This is a genomic window from Sphingomonas caseinilytica (assembly GCF_023516455.1).
GTDB classification, from domain to species: Bacteria; Pseudomonadota; Alphaproteobacteria; order Sphingomonadales; family Sphingomonadaceae; genus Sphingomicrobium; species Sphingomicrobium caseinilyticum.
Window position 1 is genome coordinate 394,742 of record NZ_JAMGBA010000001.1, and the last position, 17,880, is coordinate 412,621.

At 61.5% G+C, this 17,880-nt stretch carries 21 protein-coding genes; 10 read left to right on the plus strand and 11 right to left on the minus strand.

What is annotated here, in order from left to right; genetic code table 11:
• The first annotated feature begins 8 nt into the window (after positions 1–8).
• The 5 genes from LZ496_RS01995 to LZ496_RS02015 are packed head-to-tail and all read left to right on the plus strand — an operon-like array spanning position 9 to position 1,933.
• Positions 9–497 carry a hypothetical protein gene (locus LZ496_RS01995; protein ID WP_249902918.1) on the plus strand — a complete coding sequence of 163 codons (489 nt, stop codon included), beginning with the start codon at positions 9–11 and terminating at the stop codon, positions 495–497.
• 3 nt (positions 498–500) lie between these two features.
• The gene (locus tag LZ496_RS02000) at positions 501–839 is read left to right on the plus strand and encodes a phage holin family protein (protein ID WP_249902919.1); all 339 of its coding nucleotides are present in this window, start codon (positions 501–503) and stop codon (positions 837–839) included.
• Positions 836–1,255 carry a DUF3618 domain-containing protein gene (locus tag LZ496_RS02005; RefSeq protein ID WP_249902920.1) on the plus strand — a complete coding sequence of 140 codons (420 nt, stop codon included), beginning with the start codon at positions 836–838 and terminating at the stop codon, positions 1,253–1,255. Before LZ496_RS02000 ends, LZ496_RS02005 begins: the two co-directional genes overlap by 4 nt.
• Entirely contained in the window at positions 1,255–1,659 is a 405-nt protein-coding gene (locus LZ496_RS02010; protein WP_249902921.1) for a hypothetical protein, read from the plus strand. The genes LZ496_RS02005 and LZ496_RS02010 overlap by 1 nt, the downstream gene beginning before the upstream one ends.
• Positions 1,660–1,696: 37 nt before the next feature.
• Positions 1,697–1,933 carry a DUF4170 domain-containing protein gene (locus LZ496_RS02015; RefSeq protein ID WP_249902922.1) on the plus strand — a complete coding sequence of 79 codons (237 nt, stop codon included), beginning with the start codon at positions 1,697–1,699 and terminating at the stop codon, positions 1,931–1,933.
• Here LZ496_RS02015 and LZ496_RS02020 read toward each other — a convergent pair.
• The 7 genes from LZ496_RS02020 to carA all read right to left on the minus strand — a co-directional run bounded on the left by LZ496_RS02020 (position 1,930) and on the right by carA (position 8,705).
• Positions 1,930–2,544 carry a rhomboid family intramembrane serine protease gene (locus LZ496_RS02020; RefSeq protein WP_249902923.1) on the minus strand — a complete coding sequence of 205 codons (615 nt, stop codon included), beginning with the start codon at positions 2,542–2,544 and terminating at the stop codon, positions 1,930–1,932. The two genes, LZ496_RS02015 and LZ496_RS02020, sit on opposite strands and share 4 nt — an antisense overlap.
• Positions 2,545–2,557: 13 nt before the next feature.
• Positions 2,558–3,034, minus strand: a complete 477-nt coding sequence (greA, locus tag LZ496_RS02025) for a transcription elongation factor GreA (protein ID WP_249902924.1) — start codon at positions 3,032–3,034, stop codon at positions 2,558–2,560.
• An 80-nt stretch (positions 3,035–3,114) separates the two neighbouring features.
• Positions 3,115–6,453, minus strand: coding sequence for a carbamoyl-phosphate synthase large subunit (gene carB / locus LZ496_RS02030; RefSeq protein ID WP_249902925.1), 3,339 nt, complete (start codon positions 6,451–6,453; stop codon positions 3,115–3,117).
• Between the two features lies 1 nt (position 6,454).
• A complete protein-coding gene (locus LZ496_RS02035) occupies positions 6,455–6,787 on the minus strand; it encodes a ribonuclease E inhibitor RraB (RefSeq protein WP_249902926.1) in 333 nt (110 codons plus the stop codon).
• Positions 6,787–7,065, minus strand: a complete 279-nt coding sequence (locus tag LZ496_RS02040; RefSeq protein ID WP_249902927.1) for a hypothetical protein — start codon at positions 7,063–7,065, stop codon at positions 6,787–6,789. The genes LZ496_RS02035 and LZ496_RS02040 overlap by 1 nt, the downstream gene beginning before the upstream one ends.
• 3 nt (positions 7,066–7,068) lie before the next feature.
• Complete coding sequence (locus tag LZ496_RS02045) at positions 7,069–7,527, minus strand: hypothetical protein (protein WP_249902928.1); 459 nt, start codon at positions 7,525–7,527, stop codon at positions 7,069–7,071.
• A 2-nt stretch (positions 7,528–7,529) separates the two neighbouring features.
• The gene (gene carA, locus LZ496_RS02050) at positions 7,530–8,705 is read right to left on the minus strand and encodes a glutamine-hydrolyzing carbamoyl-phosphate synthase small subunit (RefSeq protein WP_249902930.1); all 1,176 of its coding nucleotides are present in this window, start codon (positions 8,703–8,705) and stop codon (positions 7,530–7,532) included.
• A 148-nt stretch (positions 8,706–8,853) separates the two neighbouring features.
• Here carA and LZ496_RS02055 point away from each other — a divergent pair, with 148 nt between their 5' ends.
• The gene (locus LZ496_RS02055; protein ID WP_249902931.1) at positions 8,854–9,306 is read left to right on the plus strand and encodes a GatB/YqeY domain-containing protein; all 453 of its coding nucleotides are present in this window, start codon (positions 8,854–8,856) and stop codon (positions 9,304–9,306) included.
• A 63-nt stretch (positions 9,307–9,369) separates the two neighbouring features.
• Here LZ496_RS02055 and LZ496_RS02060 read toward each other — a convergent pair whose 3' ends face one another.
• On the minus strand, positions 9,370–9,717 hold the full coding sequence (locus LZ496_RS02060) for a hypothetical protein (RefSeq protein ID WP_249902932.1): 348 nt from the start codon (positions 9,715–9,717) through the stop codon (positions 9,370–9,372).
• A gap of 212 nt (positions 9,718–9,929) precedes the next feature.
• On the opposite strand from LZ496_RS02060, the gene dnaG reads away from it, so the two are divergent.
• Positions 9,930–11,795 carry a DNA primase gene (gene dnaG / locus LZ496_RS02065; RefSeq protein ID WP_249902933.1) on the plus strand — a complete coding sequence of 622 codons (1,866 nt, stop codon included), beginning with the start codon at positions 9,930–9,932 and terminating at the stop codon, positions 11,793–11,795.
• A gap of 14 nt (positions 11,796–11,809) precedes the next feature.
• Entirely contained in the window at positions 11,810–13,840 is a 2,031-nt protein-coding gene (rpoD, locus tag LZ496_RS02070) for an RNA polymerase sigma factor RpoD (protein ID WP_249902934.1), read from the plus strand.
• A gap of 160 nt (positions 13,841–14,000) precedes the next feature.
• On the opposite strand, the gene LZ496_RS02075 is transcribed toward rpoD, so the two are convergent.
• Entirely contained in the window at positions 14,001–15,023 is a 1,023-nt protein-coding gene (locus LZ496_RS02075; protein WP_366516675.1) for a DUF1353 domain-containing protein, read from the minus strand.
• A 160-nt stretch (positions 15,024–15,183) separates the two neighbouring features.
• On the opposite strand from LZ496_RS02075, the gene LZ496_RS02080 reads away from it, so the two are divergent.
• Positions 15,184–15,879, plus strand: coding sequence for a hypothetical protein (locus LZ496_RS02080; RefSeq protein WP_249902936.1), 696 nt, complete (start codon positions 15,184–15,186; stop codon positions 15,877–15,879).
• A 175-nt stretch (positions 15,880–16,054) separates the two neighbouring features.
• Here the strand turns inward: LZ496_RS02080 and LZ496_RS02085 are convergent, their stop codons facing one another.
• A complete protein-coding gene (locus tag LZ496_RS02085) occupies positions 16,055–16,381 on the minus strand; it encodes a nuclear transport factor 2 family protein (RefSeq protein ID WP_249902937.1) in 327 nt (108 codons plus the stop codon).
• Between the two features lie 134 nt (positions 16,382–16,515).
• Positions 16,516–17,094 carry a TetR/AcrR family transcriptional regulator gene (locus LZ496_RS02090; RefSeq protein WP_249902938.1) on the minus strand — a complete coding sequence of 193 codons (579 nt, stop codon included), beginning with the start codon at positions 17,092–17,094 and terminating at the stop codon, positions 16,516–16,518.
• A gap of 80 nt (positions 17,095–17,174) precedes the next feature.
• On the opposite strand from LZ496_RS02090, the gene LZ496_RS02095 reads away from it, so the two are divergent.
• On the plus strand, positions 17,175–17,813 hold the full coding sequence (locus LZ496_RS02095) for an NAD(P)H-dependent oxidoreductase (protein WP_249902939.1): 639 nt from the start codon (positions 17,175–17,177) through the stop codon (positions 17,811–17,813).
• Positions 17,814–17,880: the final 67 nt, after the last annotated feature.

Genomic DNA, 17,880 nt, shown 5'->3' on the forward strand with positions numbered 1-17,880 from the left:
ATTTCAACATGGCCGACCCGAAAGAACTTCCCGAAGGCACGGATGCCGTTATTGCCGGCGCATCCATTACCGAAAGTGAGGAGGCACTGATCGTGCGTGAACCCACTGCCCGTGACAAAGCGATCGAAAAGCTGCGCGGCAGCACCGACAAGATTTCCGGCCAGGCCGCCGATAAGGCACGCGAGCTGGTGGGCCAGGGCCTTGAGCGCGGCGGCGAAGCATTGGCCAACGTCTCGAAGCTGGTTGGCGACACGGCCGCGAGCCTCGATGACCGGCTGGGCGAGGAATATGGCGAATACGCGCGCCGTGCCGCTTCCGCGCTGGAAGATGCCGCCGGTAAAATTGCGGCCAAGAATCCTGACGAGCTGATCGACGACACTCGCGAATTCGTCCGCAAGAGCCCGGGCGTCGCCTTGGCCGGAGCGGCGATCATCGGTTTCGCGCTGGTCCGGCTGGTGAAGGCCGGCCTCGATCAGGGCAATAACGACAAGAGCTAGACCATGGCCAACGGGGGCGACGACGATCTTCAGGAGCGGCCGATTGGCGAGCTGTTCGGCCAGCTGATCGACGAAGGAAAGGCTTACGCCAAGGCTGAACTGGGGCTTGCCAAGGCCACGGCGGAGGCGAAGGCGGACGCGGCGAAGAAGCCTGCTCTGCTGGCCGGAGCAGCGCTGCTGTTCCTGATCGCAGGTGTCGTGGTCCTCTGCATGACATTGGCGCTGGCCCTCGCAACGCTGGTCGGTCCCTTGGCAGGCGGCCTCATCGCCGCGCTCGTCACGTTCGGGATCGCCGGATGGCTCGGGCTCTGGGCCAAGAAGGAATTGGGGAAACTCAAATGACCGACACGCCCAAGGTCTCGGCGGCCCGGATAAAGGTGGCGCGAACTCGTGCGTCGCTGATCGACACGGCGCGCGAGCTTCAGGTTCGCCTGCAGCCGAAAACGCTGGCCAATGAGGCTTGGGAAAAGGCCAAGGACAAGGGTGCGGACCTGGCCGAGGATGCGGTGGACGCGGTGAAGAAGCGGCCGGTGGCGGCCGGTGGTGTGGTTGCGGCGTTGACGATGTTCCTGGCGCGGGAGCCGATCAAAGACGCAGTGAGCAATTTGTACGACGCCATGACGTCAAAAAAGGAACCCAAGCGCAAAGCTGCGGCGTTGAAACCCAAAGCAACGTCAACCAAGTCGGGTAAGGCGCCCGCACGGCGGCCGGCTCGAACGACCGCCCGCACGGCACCGAAGAAAGTGGAGAAAGCGTAATGGCCAGGCAGCAGCAGAAAAAGAACCAGACCAGCTCGGCTCAAAGTCCACGCGAACGGGCGATCGAAGCTTATGACAGCGCTCGCGAACGGACCCGTGACGGGATCGACGCCGCCCCGATCATGGCCTTGGGTGGTGGGCTTGCCCTTGGCGCGCTCATCGCCGCGCTGCTGCCGAGGACGGAAACCGAAAAGAAGCTTGTGGGACCGCTTGGCGGGCGGATCACCGATGGCGCCCGTGCCGCGGCAAGCGCGGCAAAGGAAGCAAGCCGTGAGAAACTATCCGAGCTCAACATCACGCGGGAAGCCGGCAAGGGCGTCGTCCAGTCCGTTCTCGATGGAATCGGAGAGGCCGCACGAACGGGCGGGCAGGCGGCCGTCGGCGCAGTCCGGAACAAGGGCTGATTGAAGGGCACGCGGTTTTGATGCTAGCGGCCTCGCTATGAGCAAACTTCATCTCGTCTTCGGTGGCCGGGTCAAGGATCCGCAGGGCCTGGAATTCGTCGACCTCGAGAAGATCGACCTGGTCGGCCTGTACGACAGCTATGCGGCGGCCGAGGATGCCTGGCGCGGCGCCGCACAGCGGTCGGTCGACGATGCCGAGATGAAATATGTGGTCGTCCACCTCCACCGGCTGCTTGAGCCGGACATGGAAGGGATATCCCGCCCGAAGGCCTAGGCTTTCCGGTATCTCCACAGCAGCAATGGCCGCTGGAGCAACAATCCGGCGATGAATCCGCCGATGTGCGCTGGGGTGGCGAGCATTACGCCCCCGCCGCCAGCAAGATAACCTGCCATCCATTGTAGCACGACCCAGGCCACCAGCAGCCATGCGACGTGGAGCCAGCGGTTGAGTTTCTGGTTGCGAGTGACCTGCTTTGGTGCGCCGAAGAACAGAGCGTATAGGCCGAATAGCGCGCTGATCGCACCGCTTGCGCCGACCATTGGGATCGGGCTGCCCGGATCGACGATGAATTGGGAGAATGCGGCGACAAGCGCACCGATCACATAGGCGAACAGCAAACCTGTCCCGCCAATGACCCGCTCCACCATCGAGCCGGCGAACACCAACATCAGCATGTTGACGCCGAGGTGTAGCCAGCCGCCATGCACGAGTGCGGAGCTGAACGGCGTAATCCATGCCGGCAATGCGCCCGCCAACTGAACCACGCCGGATATCCGGGCCGGAATGAAGCCGGCGAACACAGCCGAATAATCGACGCCCCAGAAGATCGCGATCGCAGACACCGCCACCGTGACGATGGCGATGATAGCGGTCGCGCTTCTCAATTTCAGCACGTGCCTAGATGAACTCGATCTTGGCGACTTCGTAATAGCGGTCGCCCGCCGGAGTGGTCACTTCGACCTCATCGCCGACCTCGCGGCCGATGAGGGCGCGGCCAAGCGGCGAATTATAGCTGATCCGCCCGACCTTCGCGTCTGCTTCCTGCTGGCCAACCAGCTGATAGCGGATCTCCTTGTCGTCCTCGTCGACGAGCGTAACGGTTGCACCGAACACGACCTTGTCGCCGGAAAGCGTCGTCGGGTCGATAACCAGGGCGCGGCTCAGCCGGTCGTCGATATCGGCGATACTGGCTTCGATATGACCCTGACGTTCCTTTGCGGCATGATATTCCGCGTTCTCGCTGAGATCGCCATGGGCGCGAGCTTCCTCGATCGCGTCGATTACCGCCGGGCGTTCGACGGTCTTCAGCCGCTTTACCTCATCGGTCAGCGCCCGGTGGCCTTCGGCCAACATCGGCACCTTGTCGCTCGCCATTGTTCACTCACCTCTTGATCAAAAACCCGCCCGGGCGCCGGACCCAATGTCGGCGCGTGCTCAGGCACATTGTAAGAAAATTACGCTTTGGACGCTGAATAATAGGATTGGAGCGATTTTACTTCAAGCGCATGTCCGCGAAGCGCCTCGATCGCCCGCGCTGTCGCCACGCTTGCCGGCGCCGTCGTGAAGTAGGGCACCTTGTTTTTCAGGGCAGCTTCGCGGATCGCCTGGCTGTCTTTCAAGGACTGCCAGCCTTCCGTTGTGTTAAACACCAGCTGCACGTCTCCGTCGACGATCCGGTCGACAATGTGCGGGCGGCCCTGCGCTACCTTGTTGACCCGCTCGACCGGCAGGCCCTGATTTTCGAGATGCGTGGCCGTACCACCCGTAGCGATGAGCCGGAATCCCAGCTCCACCATCTTGGCCGCCGCCGCGACGATATGCTGCTTGTCGGTGTCCTTGACCGACACGAACACCGTTCCCTGCTCCGGAAGATGCACGCCGCCACCAAGTTGTGACTTGGCGAATGCGATATCGAAATTACTATCGATTCCCATGACTTCGCCGGTACTCTTCATTTCTGGCGAGAGGACGGGATCGGTGCCCGGGAAGCGCGCGAAGGGGAAAACCGACTCCTTGATCGCGATATGTCCGATGTCGCGGTCGATCGGATCGAAACTGCTGAGCGGCTCACCGGCCATCACCCTTGCGGCGATCTTGGCGATCGGGCGACCGATGGCCTTGGCCACGAAGGGCACGGTGCGGCTGGCGCGTGGATTGACCTCGATCAGGTACAATTCGTCGTTCTTGACCGCATATTGGACGTTCATCAGTCCCTTGACGTTGAGCGCAAGCGCCAACGCCCTGGTCTGGCGTTCAATCTCCGCAACGATCTTGTCGGACAGGCTATAAGGCGGGATCGAACAAGCGCTGTCGCCCGAATGAACGCCGGCTTCCTCGATGTGCTGCAGAATTCCGGTGACCGCCACGTCTTTGCCATCGCAGATCGCGTCTACGTCGACTTCTACGGCGTCGCGAAGGTAGCGATCGATCAGCACCGGCGAAGTTCCCGATACCTGGACGGCCGTGGCGATATAGTGATCGAGCTGTTCCGGTCCGTCGACGACCTCCATGGCACGGCCGCCGAGGACATAGCTGGGTCGCAGCAAGACGGGGTAACCGATGCGCTCAGCGACCGCGATCGCCTCGTCACGGCTACGGGCAAGGCCGTTTGCCGGTTGCTTCAGGCCAAGCTTGTCCACCAGCTTCGCGAAACGCTCGCGGTCTTCGGCGAGATCGATGCTGTCGGGGGTCGTTCCGAGGATCGGAATGCCGTCGGCGAGAAGCTCTGCCGCAAGTTTCAGCGGGGTCTGCCCCCCAAGCTGGACGACCACGCCCTCGAGCTTGCCCTTCTCGGCCTCTCGGTGGACGATTTCCAGCACGTCTTCGGCGGTCAGGGGCTCGAAATAGAGCCGGTCGCTGGTCTCGGGATCGGTCGAGACCGTCTCCGGGTTGCAATTGACCATGATCGTTTCGAATCCGGCGTCCTTCAGCGCGAAGGAAGCGTGGCAGCAGCAATAGTCGAACTCGATCCCCTGCCCGATGCGGTTCGGCCCACCGCCGAGGATGACCACCTTGCGCCGGTCGCTGATCTCCGCTTCGTCCTCGGGCTCGCCGAACAACGGGGCTTCGTAGGTCGAATAGAGGTAGGGCGTCGCCGCATCGAACTCGGCCGCGCAGCTGTCGATCCGCTTGAACACCGGACGAACGCCGAGCTTCAGGCGCGCCTTGCGCACTTCCGCCTCGGTGACACCGCCGGTCAGGCCTCGAAGGGCGTCATGAACAACGCCGCCGCCGCGGGCTGCGACTTCGGACATTTGACGTTCCACATTGGCCGAGCGCAGCGCGAGCTGTGAAAGACGCTTGTCGGAGAAGCCCATGGCCTTCAGCTGACGCATGCCCGCCGCGTCGTGGGGAAGCCCCTCGTCGCGAACTTGCTCCTCGGCCCGGACGACTTCGGCGAGGCGCTCGATGAACCAGGGATCGAATCCGCTGATTTCGTGGATACGCTGAATGGTGAAGCCATGACGAAGCGCTTCGGCCGCAACGAGCAAGCGGTCGGGCGTCGGTCGGCCCAGGGCATTCTCGATTTCCTGTTCCGACGCATTCATCAGGTCGGGCACGCGATCGAGACCTGACAAGCCTGTTTCCATGCCACGCAGCGCCTTCTGAAGGCTCTCGGCGAAGTTGCGACCGATCGCCATCGCCTCGCCGACCGACTTCATCGCGGTCGAGAGTTGATCGGACGCACCCTTGAATTTCTCGAAGGCGAAGCGCGGGACCTTTGTCACGACATAGTCGATCGTCGGCTCGAAACTTGCCGGCGTGGCGCCGCCGGTGATGTCGTTGGAGATTTCATCCAGCGTGTAGCCTACCGCAAGGCGTGCGGCGACCTTTGCGATCGGGAAGCCCGTGGCCTTGGAAGCCAGTGCCGACGACCGCGACACGCGGGGGTTCATCTCGATCACGATCATCCGTCCATTCTTCGGATTGATCGCGAACTGGACGTTGGAACCGCCCGTTTCGACGCCGATTTCACGGAGCACCGCGATCGATGCCGACCGCATCCGCTGATACTCTTTGTCGGTCAGCGTAAGCGCGGGCGCGACGGTGATACTGTCGCCGGTATGGACGCCCATCGGATCGACATTCTCGATCGAGCAGATGATGATGGCGTTATCGGCACGATCGCGGACCACCTCCATCTCATATTCCTTCCAGCCGAGCAGCGATTCCTCGATAAGCACCTCGTTGGTCGGGCTTGCGTCGAGGCCGCTCTTCACGATCTCGACGAATTCCTCGCGGTTGTAGGCGACGCCGCCACCGGTGCCGCCGAGCGTGAAACTCGGCCGGATGATTGAGGGAAGGCCTGTGGATTCAAGGACCTTCAGCGCGTCTTCAAGATTGTGCGCGATGCCCGAACGGGCGCTCTCCAACCCGATCTTGTCCATCGCCTCGCGGAACTTCTGCCGATCCTCGGCCTTGTCGATCGCCTCTGCCTGGGCGCCGATCAGCTTTACCCCATGCTTCTCCAGCACCCCCGTGCGGTTGAGCGTCAGAGCCGTATTGAGCGCAGTCTGTCCGCCCATCGTCGGCAGAAGCGCATCGGGCCGCTCCTTTTCGATGATCCTTTCGACGATCTCCGGCGTGATGGGCTCGATATAGGTTGCATCGGCCAGCTCCGGATCGGTCATGATCGTAGCCGGGTTCGAATTGACGACGATGACGCGATAGCCCTCGGCCTTCAGCGCCTTGACCGCCTGCGATCCTGAATAATCGAATTCCGCCGCCTGTCCGATGACGATCGGGCCGGCGCCGATAATGAGGATGGAGCTGATATCAGTACGCTTGGGCAATTTAGTTCTGCTTTCCCTTGCGGACCATGGATGCTTCCCAACCGTCGTATTCCGCGCCGAACCGGTTGGCCAAATCGCACATTTTCTTCATCTCGGATTCCGACCAGTCATGGTCGGTCACCGCAAAAATCTCCGCGATCACGCCGGGAGATGTATTTGTTGGGCTGACGACGTAGCCATCTTCGCCCAGGGCGGCCTTCAATCCATCGACATCGCCGTCGTAGAAATAATGGATCACATGGCGCCCGTCGGACAGGTCCTCGCCGTTCGACGTCAGTGCCGCGAACACGGACTCATTCATCAGGACCTGCTGCTGCCAGTCGTTGTCAGCCACTATTTGGTCTCCTCTGGGAACTGGATGCCGTCGATGACCACCAGTTTGAGATGGTTCTGGCGCGCCCACTTGTAGACGCATTCGCGATGTTCTGGGCTGGGCGCAGCCCGGAACATGATTAGCAGCTTCTTCTCTTCTTCGTCCTGGATGAGCTCGCCATAGGTCAGGCCGCATCCCAAGCTCGCGCTGTTCAGTTCGTCCTGGCTATGCATCCGCGCGGTCGCGCAGGCCGCAACCAGCATGCAGGATCCCAAGGCAGCAAGACGAGCAAGACCCACTGGCTAGCCCACCTTCGCCGGGTACAGAAGTGCCGGGTCGAGATCCGGCAGGGTCGGCGCGGTCAAGTTGCAGCTCTTGGCAACGCCCTTCACGACGTTGTTGACCTGCTTGCGCACCTTCTTGCGGTTATATTTCCCAGGCTTGTTGCCCGGTTCCATTTCGCTGAAGCCGACCGCCTCGCAATTCCTGAAGCCCGCAATCAGGCGGACAAACTTCTCCGAACGTTCGACGCTCACCGCCAGTATCCCGTCGGTATAGCCCGCTTCGCAATGCTGGATGTCGCAGGGCGCGTTCCCGCTCCAGAGTTGCTTGGCGTAATGCCACTGGCCGGGCGGAAGGTTGAACAGGTCGTCGGGGCGCGAAACAGTCGGCGCTTCCTTCGCCGGGATCTTCACGACCTCCTGCGCCAATGACGGCGCCGCCAGCAGGGACAGCACCGGGACGATCAGCAACGTTCGCATGATTACGCCTCCTTCATCTGGGCCACGAAGCGCTGGAACAGGTAGAAACTGTCCTGCGGTCCGGGGCTTGCTTCCGGATGATATTGGACGCTGAAGGCAGGGCGGTCGATCAGTTCGATCCCGCAGTTGCTATCGTCGAAAAGACTGACGTGGGTTTCGCGGACATTGCCGGGCAGCCCCTCGCGCTCGACCGCAAAGCCATGGTTCATGCTGGTGATTTCCACCTGACCATCGCTGAGGCGCTTGACCGGATGGTTGGCGCCGCGGTGGCCCTGGAACATCTTCGATGTCTTGCCGCCCACCGCCAGCGCCAGCATCTGGTGGCCGAGGCAGATGCCGAACAGCGGTTTTTTCGTTTCCAGCATCTGCCGGATGACCGGCACGGCGTATTCGCCCGTCGCCGCCGGGTCGCCCGGGCCGTTCGACAGGAAAAAGCCGTCGGGCTCATGGCCCATCACCTCTTCAAAGGACGCGGTGGCCGGCAGAACCGTTACCCGGGCACCGGCTTCGACCAGGTTGCGGAAGATGTTGCGCTTGGCGCCATAGTCGATCGCCACGACGTGCGGGCGGTCGTTGCCCTCGCCGCCCATCGCATAGCCCTCGCCCAGCTCCCACTTGCCGCCGCTCCAGGCCTCCAGCTGGTCGCGGCTGACTTCCTTGGCGAGGTCCATGCCTTCGAGACCCGGCCATTCCTGCGCGAGCTGCTGCAGCGCTTCGAGATCGAAATTGCCCTTGGCGTTATGCGCGATGGCGATCGTCGGCGGCCCTTCGCGGCGGATGAGGCGAGTGAGGGCGCGGGTATCGACGCCGGAAATGCCGATGCGGCCGGTCGCGGCCATCCAGGTTGGAAAATCCTGCTGGCTGCGGAAGTTGGAAGGTGACGTCACGGCTTCGCGAACCAGGCAGCCGAGCGCATGGGCGTCGGTAGCTTCGACATCCTCTTCGTTGGCGCCGACGTTGCCGATGTGCGGGAAGGTGAAGGTAATGATTTGCCGCGCGTAGGAGGGATCGGTCATCACCTCCTGATATCCGGTCATGGCGGTGTTGAAGCAGAGCTCGCCGACCGCCTGGCCTTCGGAGCCGAAGCCCCTGCCCCAAACCGTTCGGCCATCCGCGAAAACAATGACTCCCGTAGCACCTGCGGGTTGTTGGGTGCGCGCGGGATGTGCATCGGCCATCGGCGGAGGGAGCCTTTCCGTTGAGTGTTTTGCGGCGATTTCGCTAAGCGATGGCCGCTACGCGCGATTGCCCGGCTCGTCAACGCTGTGAAAGCTTGGAATTGGCGGCTAGGACTGGTCTTTTCCGGTTGAACGAGACGGGACGCGCATGATTCGCGATGACATAAAGGCTGCGCTGGTGAGCGCCATGAAGGGTGGCGACAAGGACGCGACGGCGACGATCCGCCTAATCCAGTCGGCAATCAAGAATCGCGACATCGAACTTCGCACCGCTTCGCAGCAGCCCGATGACGACCAGCTCGTCACCGAAGTCATGCAGAAGATGATCAAGCAACGCCGCGAATCGGTCGATCTCTATCGCAAGGGCAACCGCGAGGAGCTCGCGGCCAAGGAAGAAGCCGAGATTGCGGTCATCGAGCGCTTCCTGCCCCAGCAAATGGACGATGCCGAAGCCAGTGCCGCGATCCAGGCGATCGTCGCCGAGCTTGGCGCTTCGTCGATGAAGGATATGGGCCGGGTGATGGCCGAGGTGAAAACCCGGCACCCCAGCTCGATCGAACCTGCCCGGGCCAGTGCGCTGGTCAAGGCCGCGCTTTCCTGAGCCGTGAAAAAAGGCCCCGCCGCGAATGCGGCGGAGCCCATGCGAATGGAATGACCTGGGCTGCTATTTGCTAGCAGTAAGCCCTGTCACACCTTCCATCGTAAGCTCATACAGGAAGATGACCATCGCGCTTGCCAGTGCGCCAGCCACACCGAGCTGGAGGTTGGTCATCACGGCTGCGAGTTGTTCGCCTATTGTTGGTATGTTGGCGAGCGCAGCGCCAACCAGCGGCAGTGCGATGACGATCGCGGCGGCCAATACCATCCTGTCTTTGGGCATTGTGATGCCCGCAATCAGGCCGAGCACGACCAGCACCAACGCTACATTCATCCCGCCCATGGCAACGAAGCCGGCGGCAATTGCGAGTATAATGTAGAGTGAGCGGGCGAGCCCGCTGATCTTGTTCAACATATTTCTCCCCCTCCTAAACATTCCGTCTCAGCGATCTTCGCCGCTGTATGTCGGAATAGGGAGAGAGTACGCTCAATTGGCCTTATTCGCAGCGGTAATTAATCATTGTAAATCAAACTGCTGACCGCAGCGTTAAATTTTCACCTAAGCGTTGGGAGCCCAATTGAACGACTCGGTTGAGCAGCCCAGCCCGGCGCACTATCGGTGTTGAGGTGACGCTTTCTCCCCAATGGCTTGATGAACTCCGCGCCCGGACGACTTTGTCGACGGTTATCGGGCCGTCGGTGAAGCTCATCAAGGCAGGTCGCGAATTCAAAGCCTGCTGCCCCTTCCATAACGAGAAGACGCCGAGCTTCACGATCAACGACGAGAAGGGTTTCTACCATTGCTTCGGTTGCGGGGCTCATGGCGATGCCATCCGCTTCCTGACCGACCACCGCGGCCTGCCCTTCATGGATGCGGTGAAGGAGCTGGCCGGGAAGGCCGGGATGGATGTCCCTGCCCCCGATCCCCGCGACCGGGAACGGCAGGAGCGGTCCGCTGGACTCCATGACGTCATGGGTGCTGCGCAGAAATGGTATGTGGAGCAGCTTGATGGGATCGAGGGTGGTGAGGCCAGGGCTTATCTCGAGAAAAGAGGCGTCACTGCAAGCACCATACGGAACTTCGGAATCGGCTTTGCGCCGGATGCCAGGGGGAAGCTCAAGGCTGCGCTAAAAAATCTTGGTGAAGACAAGCTGATAGAGTGCGGTCTTCTCATCCAGCCTGAAGAAGATGGAAAGTCCAGTTACGACCGGTTCCGGGGCCGGATCATGTTCCCGATCCGCGATGCGCGCGGGCGGGTGATCGGATTTGGTGGGCGGATCCTGGGCGCGGGCGAGCCGAAGTATCTCAACAGCCCGGACACGGTGCTCTTCGACAAGGGGCGGACGCTCTACAACATCGACCGGGCCGGGCCGGCATCGCGCAAGACGAACCGGCTGATCGTGGTCGAAGGCTATATGGACGTCATCGGCCTGTCGCGGGCCGGGATCGACGAGGCGGTGGCGCCGAACGGCACGGCAGTAACGGAAACGCAGCTGGAGCGGATGTGGCGGCTGGATGGGCAGCCGATCTGCTGCTTCGACGGCGACGCGGCGGGGCAGAAAGCGGCGGTGCGGGCGGCGATGCGCGCCCTGCCTCACCTGGGCCCGGAGCGGACGCTGCGGTTCGTGGCGCTTCCGGCAGGTCAGGACCCCGACGATCTCGTCCGGCAAGGCGGCAAGGCAGCGATCGAGGCGCTGCTGGAGAAGCCGGAGCCGCTGGTCGACCGGCTATGGCGCCACGAAGTCGATGCGGCACCCCTCGACACCCCGGAATCGCGCGCGGGCCTGAAGGCGCGGCTGATGGAGCATGTGCAGGCGATCGGCGAACCCAATGTCCGACAGCTCTACCGCGACGAATGGCTGCAGCGGTTCGACACGCTAGTGCGGCCACAGCGCGGCCAACAACAGCAGGGACAAGGACGCTCTCTCTTTCCCCGGCGGGAATGGAAGAAGCAGGGCGGCAGGTTCGTGCCCCCGCCCCCGATGCCGCAGGCCGCGACGAGGGCGATCGGCGCCGGCGGGATCGACCGGACGACGGCCCGCGCGCTGGTGCTTGGCCATGCGCTTTATCCGGACGCGATCGGCGATCATGTGGAGACGTTCGCGCATCTTCCGATCGACGACCGGGCCGCGGCGAAACTGCGCGACCGGATGGTCGATCTCACCATGTCCGGACAAATGCTTGATCGAACGGGCATAACCACCATATTGGCGGACACGGAGACGGCTTCGGAATGGAAGCAGGTTTCCAAGGGCGGCGATATCGGCTTCAGCTTCACCAGGTCCAAGAGCGATCCGGAGCTTGCGCGACGCGACCTCGGCCTGGCGGTCGAGGCGCTTCACGCCAAGACGGAGATCGAGCTGGCATTGGCTGAGGCGACACGCCGCCTTGAGCAGGAATTCAGCGAGAAAGCCTATGCGGAACAGCAGCGGCTGATTGCAGCGAAGAAGAGTTACAACGACAGGCTGGCGTCTCTCGCCGGCAATGAGTAAGCGGCGAACCCAATATGGCGAAAAACGAAACCCCCGAGACCGAAACCGAGACCGGCGATGCGCCGCTGATCGACCTGAACGACGCGCAGATCAAGAAACTGATCGCCCGCGCGAAGAAGAAGGGCGTCATCACCTATGAAGAGCTGAATGAGGCTCTTCCGCAGGACCAGATGAACAGCGAGCAGATCGAGGACATCATGTCCGCGATCAGCGAGATGGGCGTCAACATCGTCGAAAGCACCGATTCGGACGACGAGGAAGAAAAGGACGAGCCCGAGGACGAAGTCGATCCGCTGGACGACGGAAGCCCGCGCCCGGCAGTCGCGACCAAGAAGGAAGCGGTCGACCGCACCGACGACCCGGTGCGCATGTACCTGCGCGAAATGGGCGCGGTGGAGCTGCTGTCCCGTGAAGGCGAAATCGCCATCGCCAAGCGCATCGAGGCCGGCCGCGACACGATGATCTGGGGCCTGTGCGAAAGCCCGATCACCTTCAACGCCATCATCGAATGGTCCGACGCCCTCAACGAGGGCACGATGCAGCTGCGCGAGATCCTGGACCTGGAAGCGATGCTTTCGAAGGGCCCGACCGCCGAGCAGATCAACGAGAGCGAAGAAGGCGGCGGCGAAGGCGAAGGCGAGATCAGCGCCGCCGTTGCCGGCCCGGCCTTCAAGGAAGAGGAAGAGCCGGAGGAAGAGGAAGCCGCGAGCTCCGACGACGAAGACGATATGGTCGAGCGGCGCACCAAGCCGCAGGCCGAGGAAGAAGACGACGACAACACCCTCTCCCTCGCGCAGATGGAAGAGACGTTGAAGCCGATGGCGCTGGAAAAGTTCGCCGGCATCACGTCGCTCTACAAGAAATTCTCCAAGCTGCAGCACGCCCGGCTGGAAGCGCTTGGCGCCGGCCAGGAACTGCCCTCGGCCGACGAGAAGAAGTATCAGAAGCTGTCGGAACAGCTGACCGCGGAAGTGGAGAGCGTCCAGTTCCACCAGGCCAAGATCGAATATCTGGTCGACCAGCTCTACAGCTACAACCGGCGCCTGACCGCGCTGGGCGGGCAGATGCTGCGCCTGGCCGAGCGTCACCGCGTGCCGCGCAAGGCCTTCCTCGACAGCTATATGGGCAGCGAGCTGGATGACAGCTGGCTCGACCGCGCGTCGAAGATCGACAAGAAGTTCGCGGCCTTCGCCGATGCCGAGGCCGATAGCGTCGAGCGCATCCGCGGCGAGATCGCGGAAATCGCCCAGTCGACCGGCATGGCGCTCACCGAGTTCCGCCGGATCGTCAACCAGGTCCAGAAGGGCGAGCGCGAAGCCCGCATCGCCAAGAAGGAAATGGTCGAAGCGAACCTGCGCCTCGTCATCTCCATCGCCAAGAAATACACCAACCGCGGCCTGCAGTTCCTGGACCTGATCCAGGAAGGCAACATCGGCCTGATGAAGGCGGTCGACAAGTTCGAGTATCGCCGCGGCTATAAATTCTCGACCTACGCCACCTGGTGGATCCGGCAGGCGATCACCCGGTCGATCGCCGACCAGGCGCGGACCATCCGTATCCCGGTCCACATGATCGAGACGATCAACAAGCTGGTCCGTACCAGCCGCCAGTTCCTGCACGAAACGGGCCGCGAGCCGACCCCGGAAGAACTGGCCGAGCGCCTCTCCATGCCGCTGGAGAAGGTCCGCAAGGTGATGAAGATCGCCAAGGAGCCGATCAGCCTCGAAACGCCGATCGGCGACGAGGAAGACAGCCACCTGGGCGATTTCATCGAGGACAAGAACGCCGTCATCCCGGTCGACGCCGCGATCCAGGCGAACCTCAAGGAAACCGTCACCCGCGTGCTGGCGTCACTGACCCCGCGCGAGGAACGCGTGCTGCGCATGCGCTTCGGAATCGGCATGAACACCGATCATACCCTGGAAGAGGTTGGTCAGCAGTTCAGCGTGACACGCGAGCGTATTCGTCAGATTGAGGCGAAGGCGCTGCGGAAGCTGAAGCATCCGAGCCGGTCGCGGAAGATGCGGAGCTTCCTGGATCAGTAAGTCTTGAGCGCCCGAGCATAAGCGTGCGGATCGCTCGCGATCCGGGAGCTTATGTCGAAGAGAGCGCGAAATGACGAAAACGCACTGTCCCCCAGACAGTGCTGGTTTTCGTCATGGCCAGCGGGTCGCCGTCAGGCGAACCCGACTGACGTCACGGGATTCACTCCCGTGACGGTTCTCGAAGGTCGTCCACGAGTTTTTCGATTTGCTCCGGTGACATGTCTTCGCTTTCAACGATATTTGCCAGCCGTTGAAACTCGATCTCAGTAGGCTCAAATTCCGGTGTCGATTTGGTGCTGCCACCAACTGCCGCCGGATTCTGACGCTTTAGCGTTGCTAGGAATTGTGCCGCGTCCTCGCTGAAATTTGCAGCTAACGAGTTCTGTGCATTTTGAGCGGCGACTGAAAAATCACCCTGTTCATACGCGAGACGCGCTCGCTCAAACTGCAAGCTGGCTAATGCTTTGTCATCTGGCACTCCGCTGACAACCATTGCTTCAATTGCGGTTGATGCGGTCGCTTTATCGTTTTTGGACAAGGCGATATTTCGTGCGAGTGAAGCCACTGCGAACTGATCTCCATTCGTTCGCATTGCGGTCTTCGCGGAGGCAAGCTTTGCCTCCGCATCGGTGACATTGCCAATGCTCAGAGACGCGTTCGCTGAACTCATTGCTTCAAAGACCTCAGGATTAACGCGCCTCATCTCAGCGCTCAGGAGCCGGGAATTTCGCATGGTGAGTTCATCCCACCGCGGTCCGCCATAGAGGACTGCAAGATACATGATCCTGGCCTTGGCGGATGAAACCCCAGAGGCCATCATTCCTTGATGGAACATTTTGTGCACCGCCTTCCAGGGTTGGGTGCGTACAGAACAGTACCAATCATGGATCACCGAAGCATTTCTATAGGGTCCTTCCCACGGGCCACCAATAATCGACCAAGCCCATCGAGGAATGGAAGCACCGTCAACAACGGCGCCCTTGCGCACGCTCCAAGTTACGCAATTTTTGTCCCGAAACGCGTAAGGAGACTGAAGCGTCATTGATCGTCCGTTTGAATCCGGACTTAAGATCAACTCTCCAAGGTATTCTGGCTTGCATTCCCGGGGCGATTGAGCCGCAAGAGCTGGCGTTGCACTAGCAAAGAATATAGCTACAATCGGATATACGCAGGGTCTCAACATTGCTTTCCCCCAATTTTCCGAGCATTTGCATTACTTCAGCAATATTTCATCAAAATCAATACAGACGGAAACGAGCGTTTTGGCGCCTCATTGAATTTCCGTTAAATTGTGCGAAACTTGCCCTGCCGAATCAATGATACGGTCAGTCCAGGGGGAGTTTATGAAAACCGCAATTTTTGCTGCGGCCACGCTCGTGGCATCCACTGCTGGTGCTCAAGTTACAGCAGTTGGAAACCCAAACGCGTATAAGCCTGACAAACCCGCTACTCAGGCTCCCATCGACCAGCCCGTTGCTACTCCGGCGCCTATCGCTGCAACTCCCACCACAAACGCGGTTTTACGCGTCGGTACCGAAGTACCGCTCCGCCTGCTGGAAGAGCTCACTACCAAGGGAAAGAAGTTACGTGTCGGTAACCGCTTTCGGCTCGAGACCTCCGAGCCAGTCATGATCCATGGCGTCACAGTCATACCTGTTGGCAGCCCGGCGGTCGGCGAGATTACAGACGTTCGAAACAAAGGAATGTGGGGCAAGTCCGGCCATCTGGGAGCACGATTGCTTTATGTTACTGTGAATGGCCGTCAAATCCGGCTGACAGGGGCGTTTGACGATAAGGGGGTTGCTGGAGGCGTTGGCGCCGTTGCCGTCTCGGCGCTGGTCTTCCTGCCCGCTGGATTCTTCATGACGGGCACCAGTGCCAGGGTACCAGTAGGAACCACGCTCAAAGGCTTCGTCGACGAAGATGTGCCGCTGGCACTTGCTAATGTCGCGCCAACGCCAATGGTGGTTGGCGCTCCTTCTGCGCCCCTTCAAATTGCCCAGCCGGCGACCAGCAGTTCAGCCGGCAACAGGAAATAGGAGTCAGAAAAAAAGCGGATCCCGGATCAAGTCCGGGATGACGAAAGGGGGAAGTGAGGGCCGTCACGGAGTGAGTTCGTGACGTCGATCCTCGCTCCGCGAGGTCGGCCGGCTTTCGCCCTCTCTTCGCGCTGCTAACGATTGCTTCGCAATCGCTTCGCTGCGCTCGGTGGCTCTAGCCTATCTTCAACTCCCTGATCCGCTCGCCCTCAACCATAAACCGGAAGTCGAGTTCGATCGGGCTGCCGGGGAAAGTGCCGGAGACCTCCGCCGTCACGACCGTGTTGCTGCCCTCAGCCCGTGCCTGTCCGGGCGTCTGGACCATTGCATATTGGCGGAAGGTTTCCTCCGCCCAGCCGCGGATCGCTTCGGTACCGCGATGATCCTGGCGCTCGTCGTGGACCCAGCCGTCGGGGGTGAAGAGTGAGGCGACGGCCTCCGCATCATGCGCGTTGCTGGCTTCGAAATAGGTCGAGACCGGTGGCTGAAGCTCAGGCGGCATGGGGGTTCGCTTTTTGCTGTGTAAGCGGTGGAGATGGGTTGCTGCTGTGGTGCGGGCAAGGTGCCGGCGCCGGCAAGGGAAGAAAAGGCGGATCCCGGATCAAGTCCGGGATGACGAGGGAGGAAATGCGCAGCTTAGCCCGGTCGCCCAACCACCGAGGCGATGATTTCGGCCAGCTCGCGCTTTGCCGCTGCTTCGCTTACCTCGCCACGCACCGCCGATCGCCCCAGCGCCTGGGCAGCGCCCAACATCCCCGCCATCTTGGCGTCACTCAAGGGTCCTTGGGCAAATGGTTCGAGCGCTCTGCGGCATTTGTCGCGGAACGCGATTTCGGCCTCCGACTTGACTTGCTCAAGCTCCGGCGATCCGGAGAGGGCCGCGACGACCCCGGGCAGCTCGCGCCCCTGGGTTACCACGCATTCGACATAAGTCGCGGCCAGCACCCCGGCGCGTGAGCCAAGGTCCGGGCCGCTTTCCCCGATCGCGACATCGATGAGCTCATTCTGCCGCGCGTCGAACGCCTGATAGAGTTCGATCAGCAGCCCCGTGCGGCTGCCGAAATGATCATAGACGATCGGCTTGGTCACCCCTGCCCGCTGCGCAAGGCGGCCGAGGGTAAGCGCCTCGCTTCCCTCGTTGCGAACCATCTGCCTCGCAAGCTCGAGCAGTTGCTCATGCCGTTCGCTTCTGGACAGGCGGCTGCGCTTCTCCACTTGATCCCCTAAGTTACCATTAGTATGTTACTATTAGTATATAGAAGTCTCGCTCGGGGGCAAAGGAGCAGGAGTCAGTGATGCACGCCTTGATCGTCGTTTCCCACCCTAACCCAGCGTCCCTCACCCATGCGGTGGCGGATCGCCTGGTCAGCGCCATCCGTTCAGGCGGTCCCGGCCACAGCGCAGAGCCGGTAGACCTGGCCGCCGAAGGCTTCGATCCCCGCTTCACGGCGAACGACGTTGCAGTAAGCCTAAGACAGGCGCCGCCGGAGGAAGCGATCCTCCGCGAGCAGGCGCGTATCGATCGCGCAGACCTTCTGTTGCTGGTCTACCCGATCTATTGGTGGTCCTTCCCCGCCCTGCTGAAAGGCTGGATCGACCGGGTATTCATCACTGGCTGGGCCTATGACGAGACCCAGGCCGGGGTGGTCAAGAAGCTCCACCATCTGCCGATCCATCTCATCGGGCTCGGCGCTGCCGACCTCCGCACCTATGCCCGCCATGGCTATTTCGGCGCGATGCGGACCCAGATCGATCATGGCATATTCGATTACTGCGGCGCGCCGGTGATCACGACCGAACTGCTGCTTTCCGAGGCGGGCACCGACGCGATGCTCGAACGCGCGACCGAGATCGGCCGCAGCCTGTTCGAAAGGACTTCGAAAAGAACCGCTGCCGGGGCCCGGCTTGGCGGTCCAGCCGAAGCACTAGGGTGAATTGCGGGAGCTAAGGCTATTGCTGGGAATCACCGAAATACGAATTCATGGGGTTCCCATACTGGGT

What these genes read in the sequence shown, in the direction of transcription:
- LZ496_RS01995 (WP_249902918.1), top strand. Translation starts at nt 9, where the DNA reads ATGGCCGACCCGAAAGAACTTCCCGAAGGCACGGATGCCGTTATTGCC.
- LZ496_RS02000 (WP_249902919.1), top strand. Translation starts at nt 501, where the DNA reads ATGGCCAACGGGGGCGACGACGATCTTCAGGAGCGGCCGATTGGCGAG.
- LZ496_RS02005 (WP_249902920.1), top strand. Translation starts at nt 836, where the DNA reads ATGACCGACACGCCCAAGGTCTCGGCGGCCCGGATAAAGGTGGCGCGA.
- LZ496_RS02010 (WP_249902921.1), top strand. Translation starts at nt 1,255, where the DNA reads ATGGCCAGGCAGCAGCAGAAAAAGAACCAGACCAGCTCGGCTCAAAGT.
- LZ496_RS02015 (WP_249902922.1), top strand. Translation starts at nt 1,697, where the DNA reads ATGAGCAAACTTCATCTCGTCTTCGGTGGCCGGGTCAAGGATCCGCAG.
- greA (WP_249902924.1), bottom strand. Translation starts at nt 3,034, where the DNA reads ATGGCGAGCGACAAGGTGCCGATGTTGGCCGAAGGCCACCGGGCGCTG.
- LZ496_RS02045 (WP_249902928.1), bottom strand. Translation starts at nt 7,527, where the DNA reads ATGCGAACGTTGCTGATCGTCCCGGTGCTGTCCCTGCTGGCGGCGCCG.
- carA (WP_249902930.1), bottom strand. Translation starts at nt 8,705, where the DNA reads ATGGCCGATGCACATCCCGCGCGCACCCAACAACCCGCAGGTGCTACG.
- LZ496_RS02055 (WP_249902931.1), top strand. Translation starts at nt 8,854, where the DNA reads ATGATTCGCGATGACATAAAGGCTGCGCTGGTGAGCGCCATGAAGGGT.
- LZ496_RS02060 (WP_249902932.1), bottom strand. Translation starts at nt 9,717, where the DNA reads ATGTTGAACAAGATCAGCGGGCTCGCCCGCTCACTCTACATTATACTC.
- rpoD (WP_249902934.1), top strand. Translation starts at nt 11,810, where the DNA reads ATGGCGAAAAACGAAACCCCCGAGACCGAAACCGAGACCGGCGATGCG.
- LZ496_RS02075 (WP_366516675.1), bottom strand. Translation starts at nt 15,023, where the DNA reads ATGTTGAGACCCTGCGTATATCCGATTGTAGCTATATTCTTTGCTAGT.
- LZ496_RS02080 (WP_249902936.1), top strand. Translation starts at nt 15,184, where the DNA reads ATGAAAACCGCAATTTTTGCTGCGGCCACGCTCGTGGCATCCACTGCT.
- LZ496_RS02085 (WP_249902937.1), bottom strand. Translation starts at nt 16,381, where the DNA reads ATGCCGCCTGAGCTTCAGCCACCGGTCTCGACCTATTTCGAAGCCAGC.
- LZ496_RS02095 (WP_249902939.1), top strand. Translation starts at nt 17,175, where the DNA reads ATGCACGCCTTGATCGTCGTTTCCCACCCTAACCCAGCGTCCCTCACC.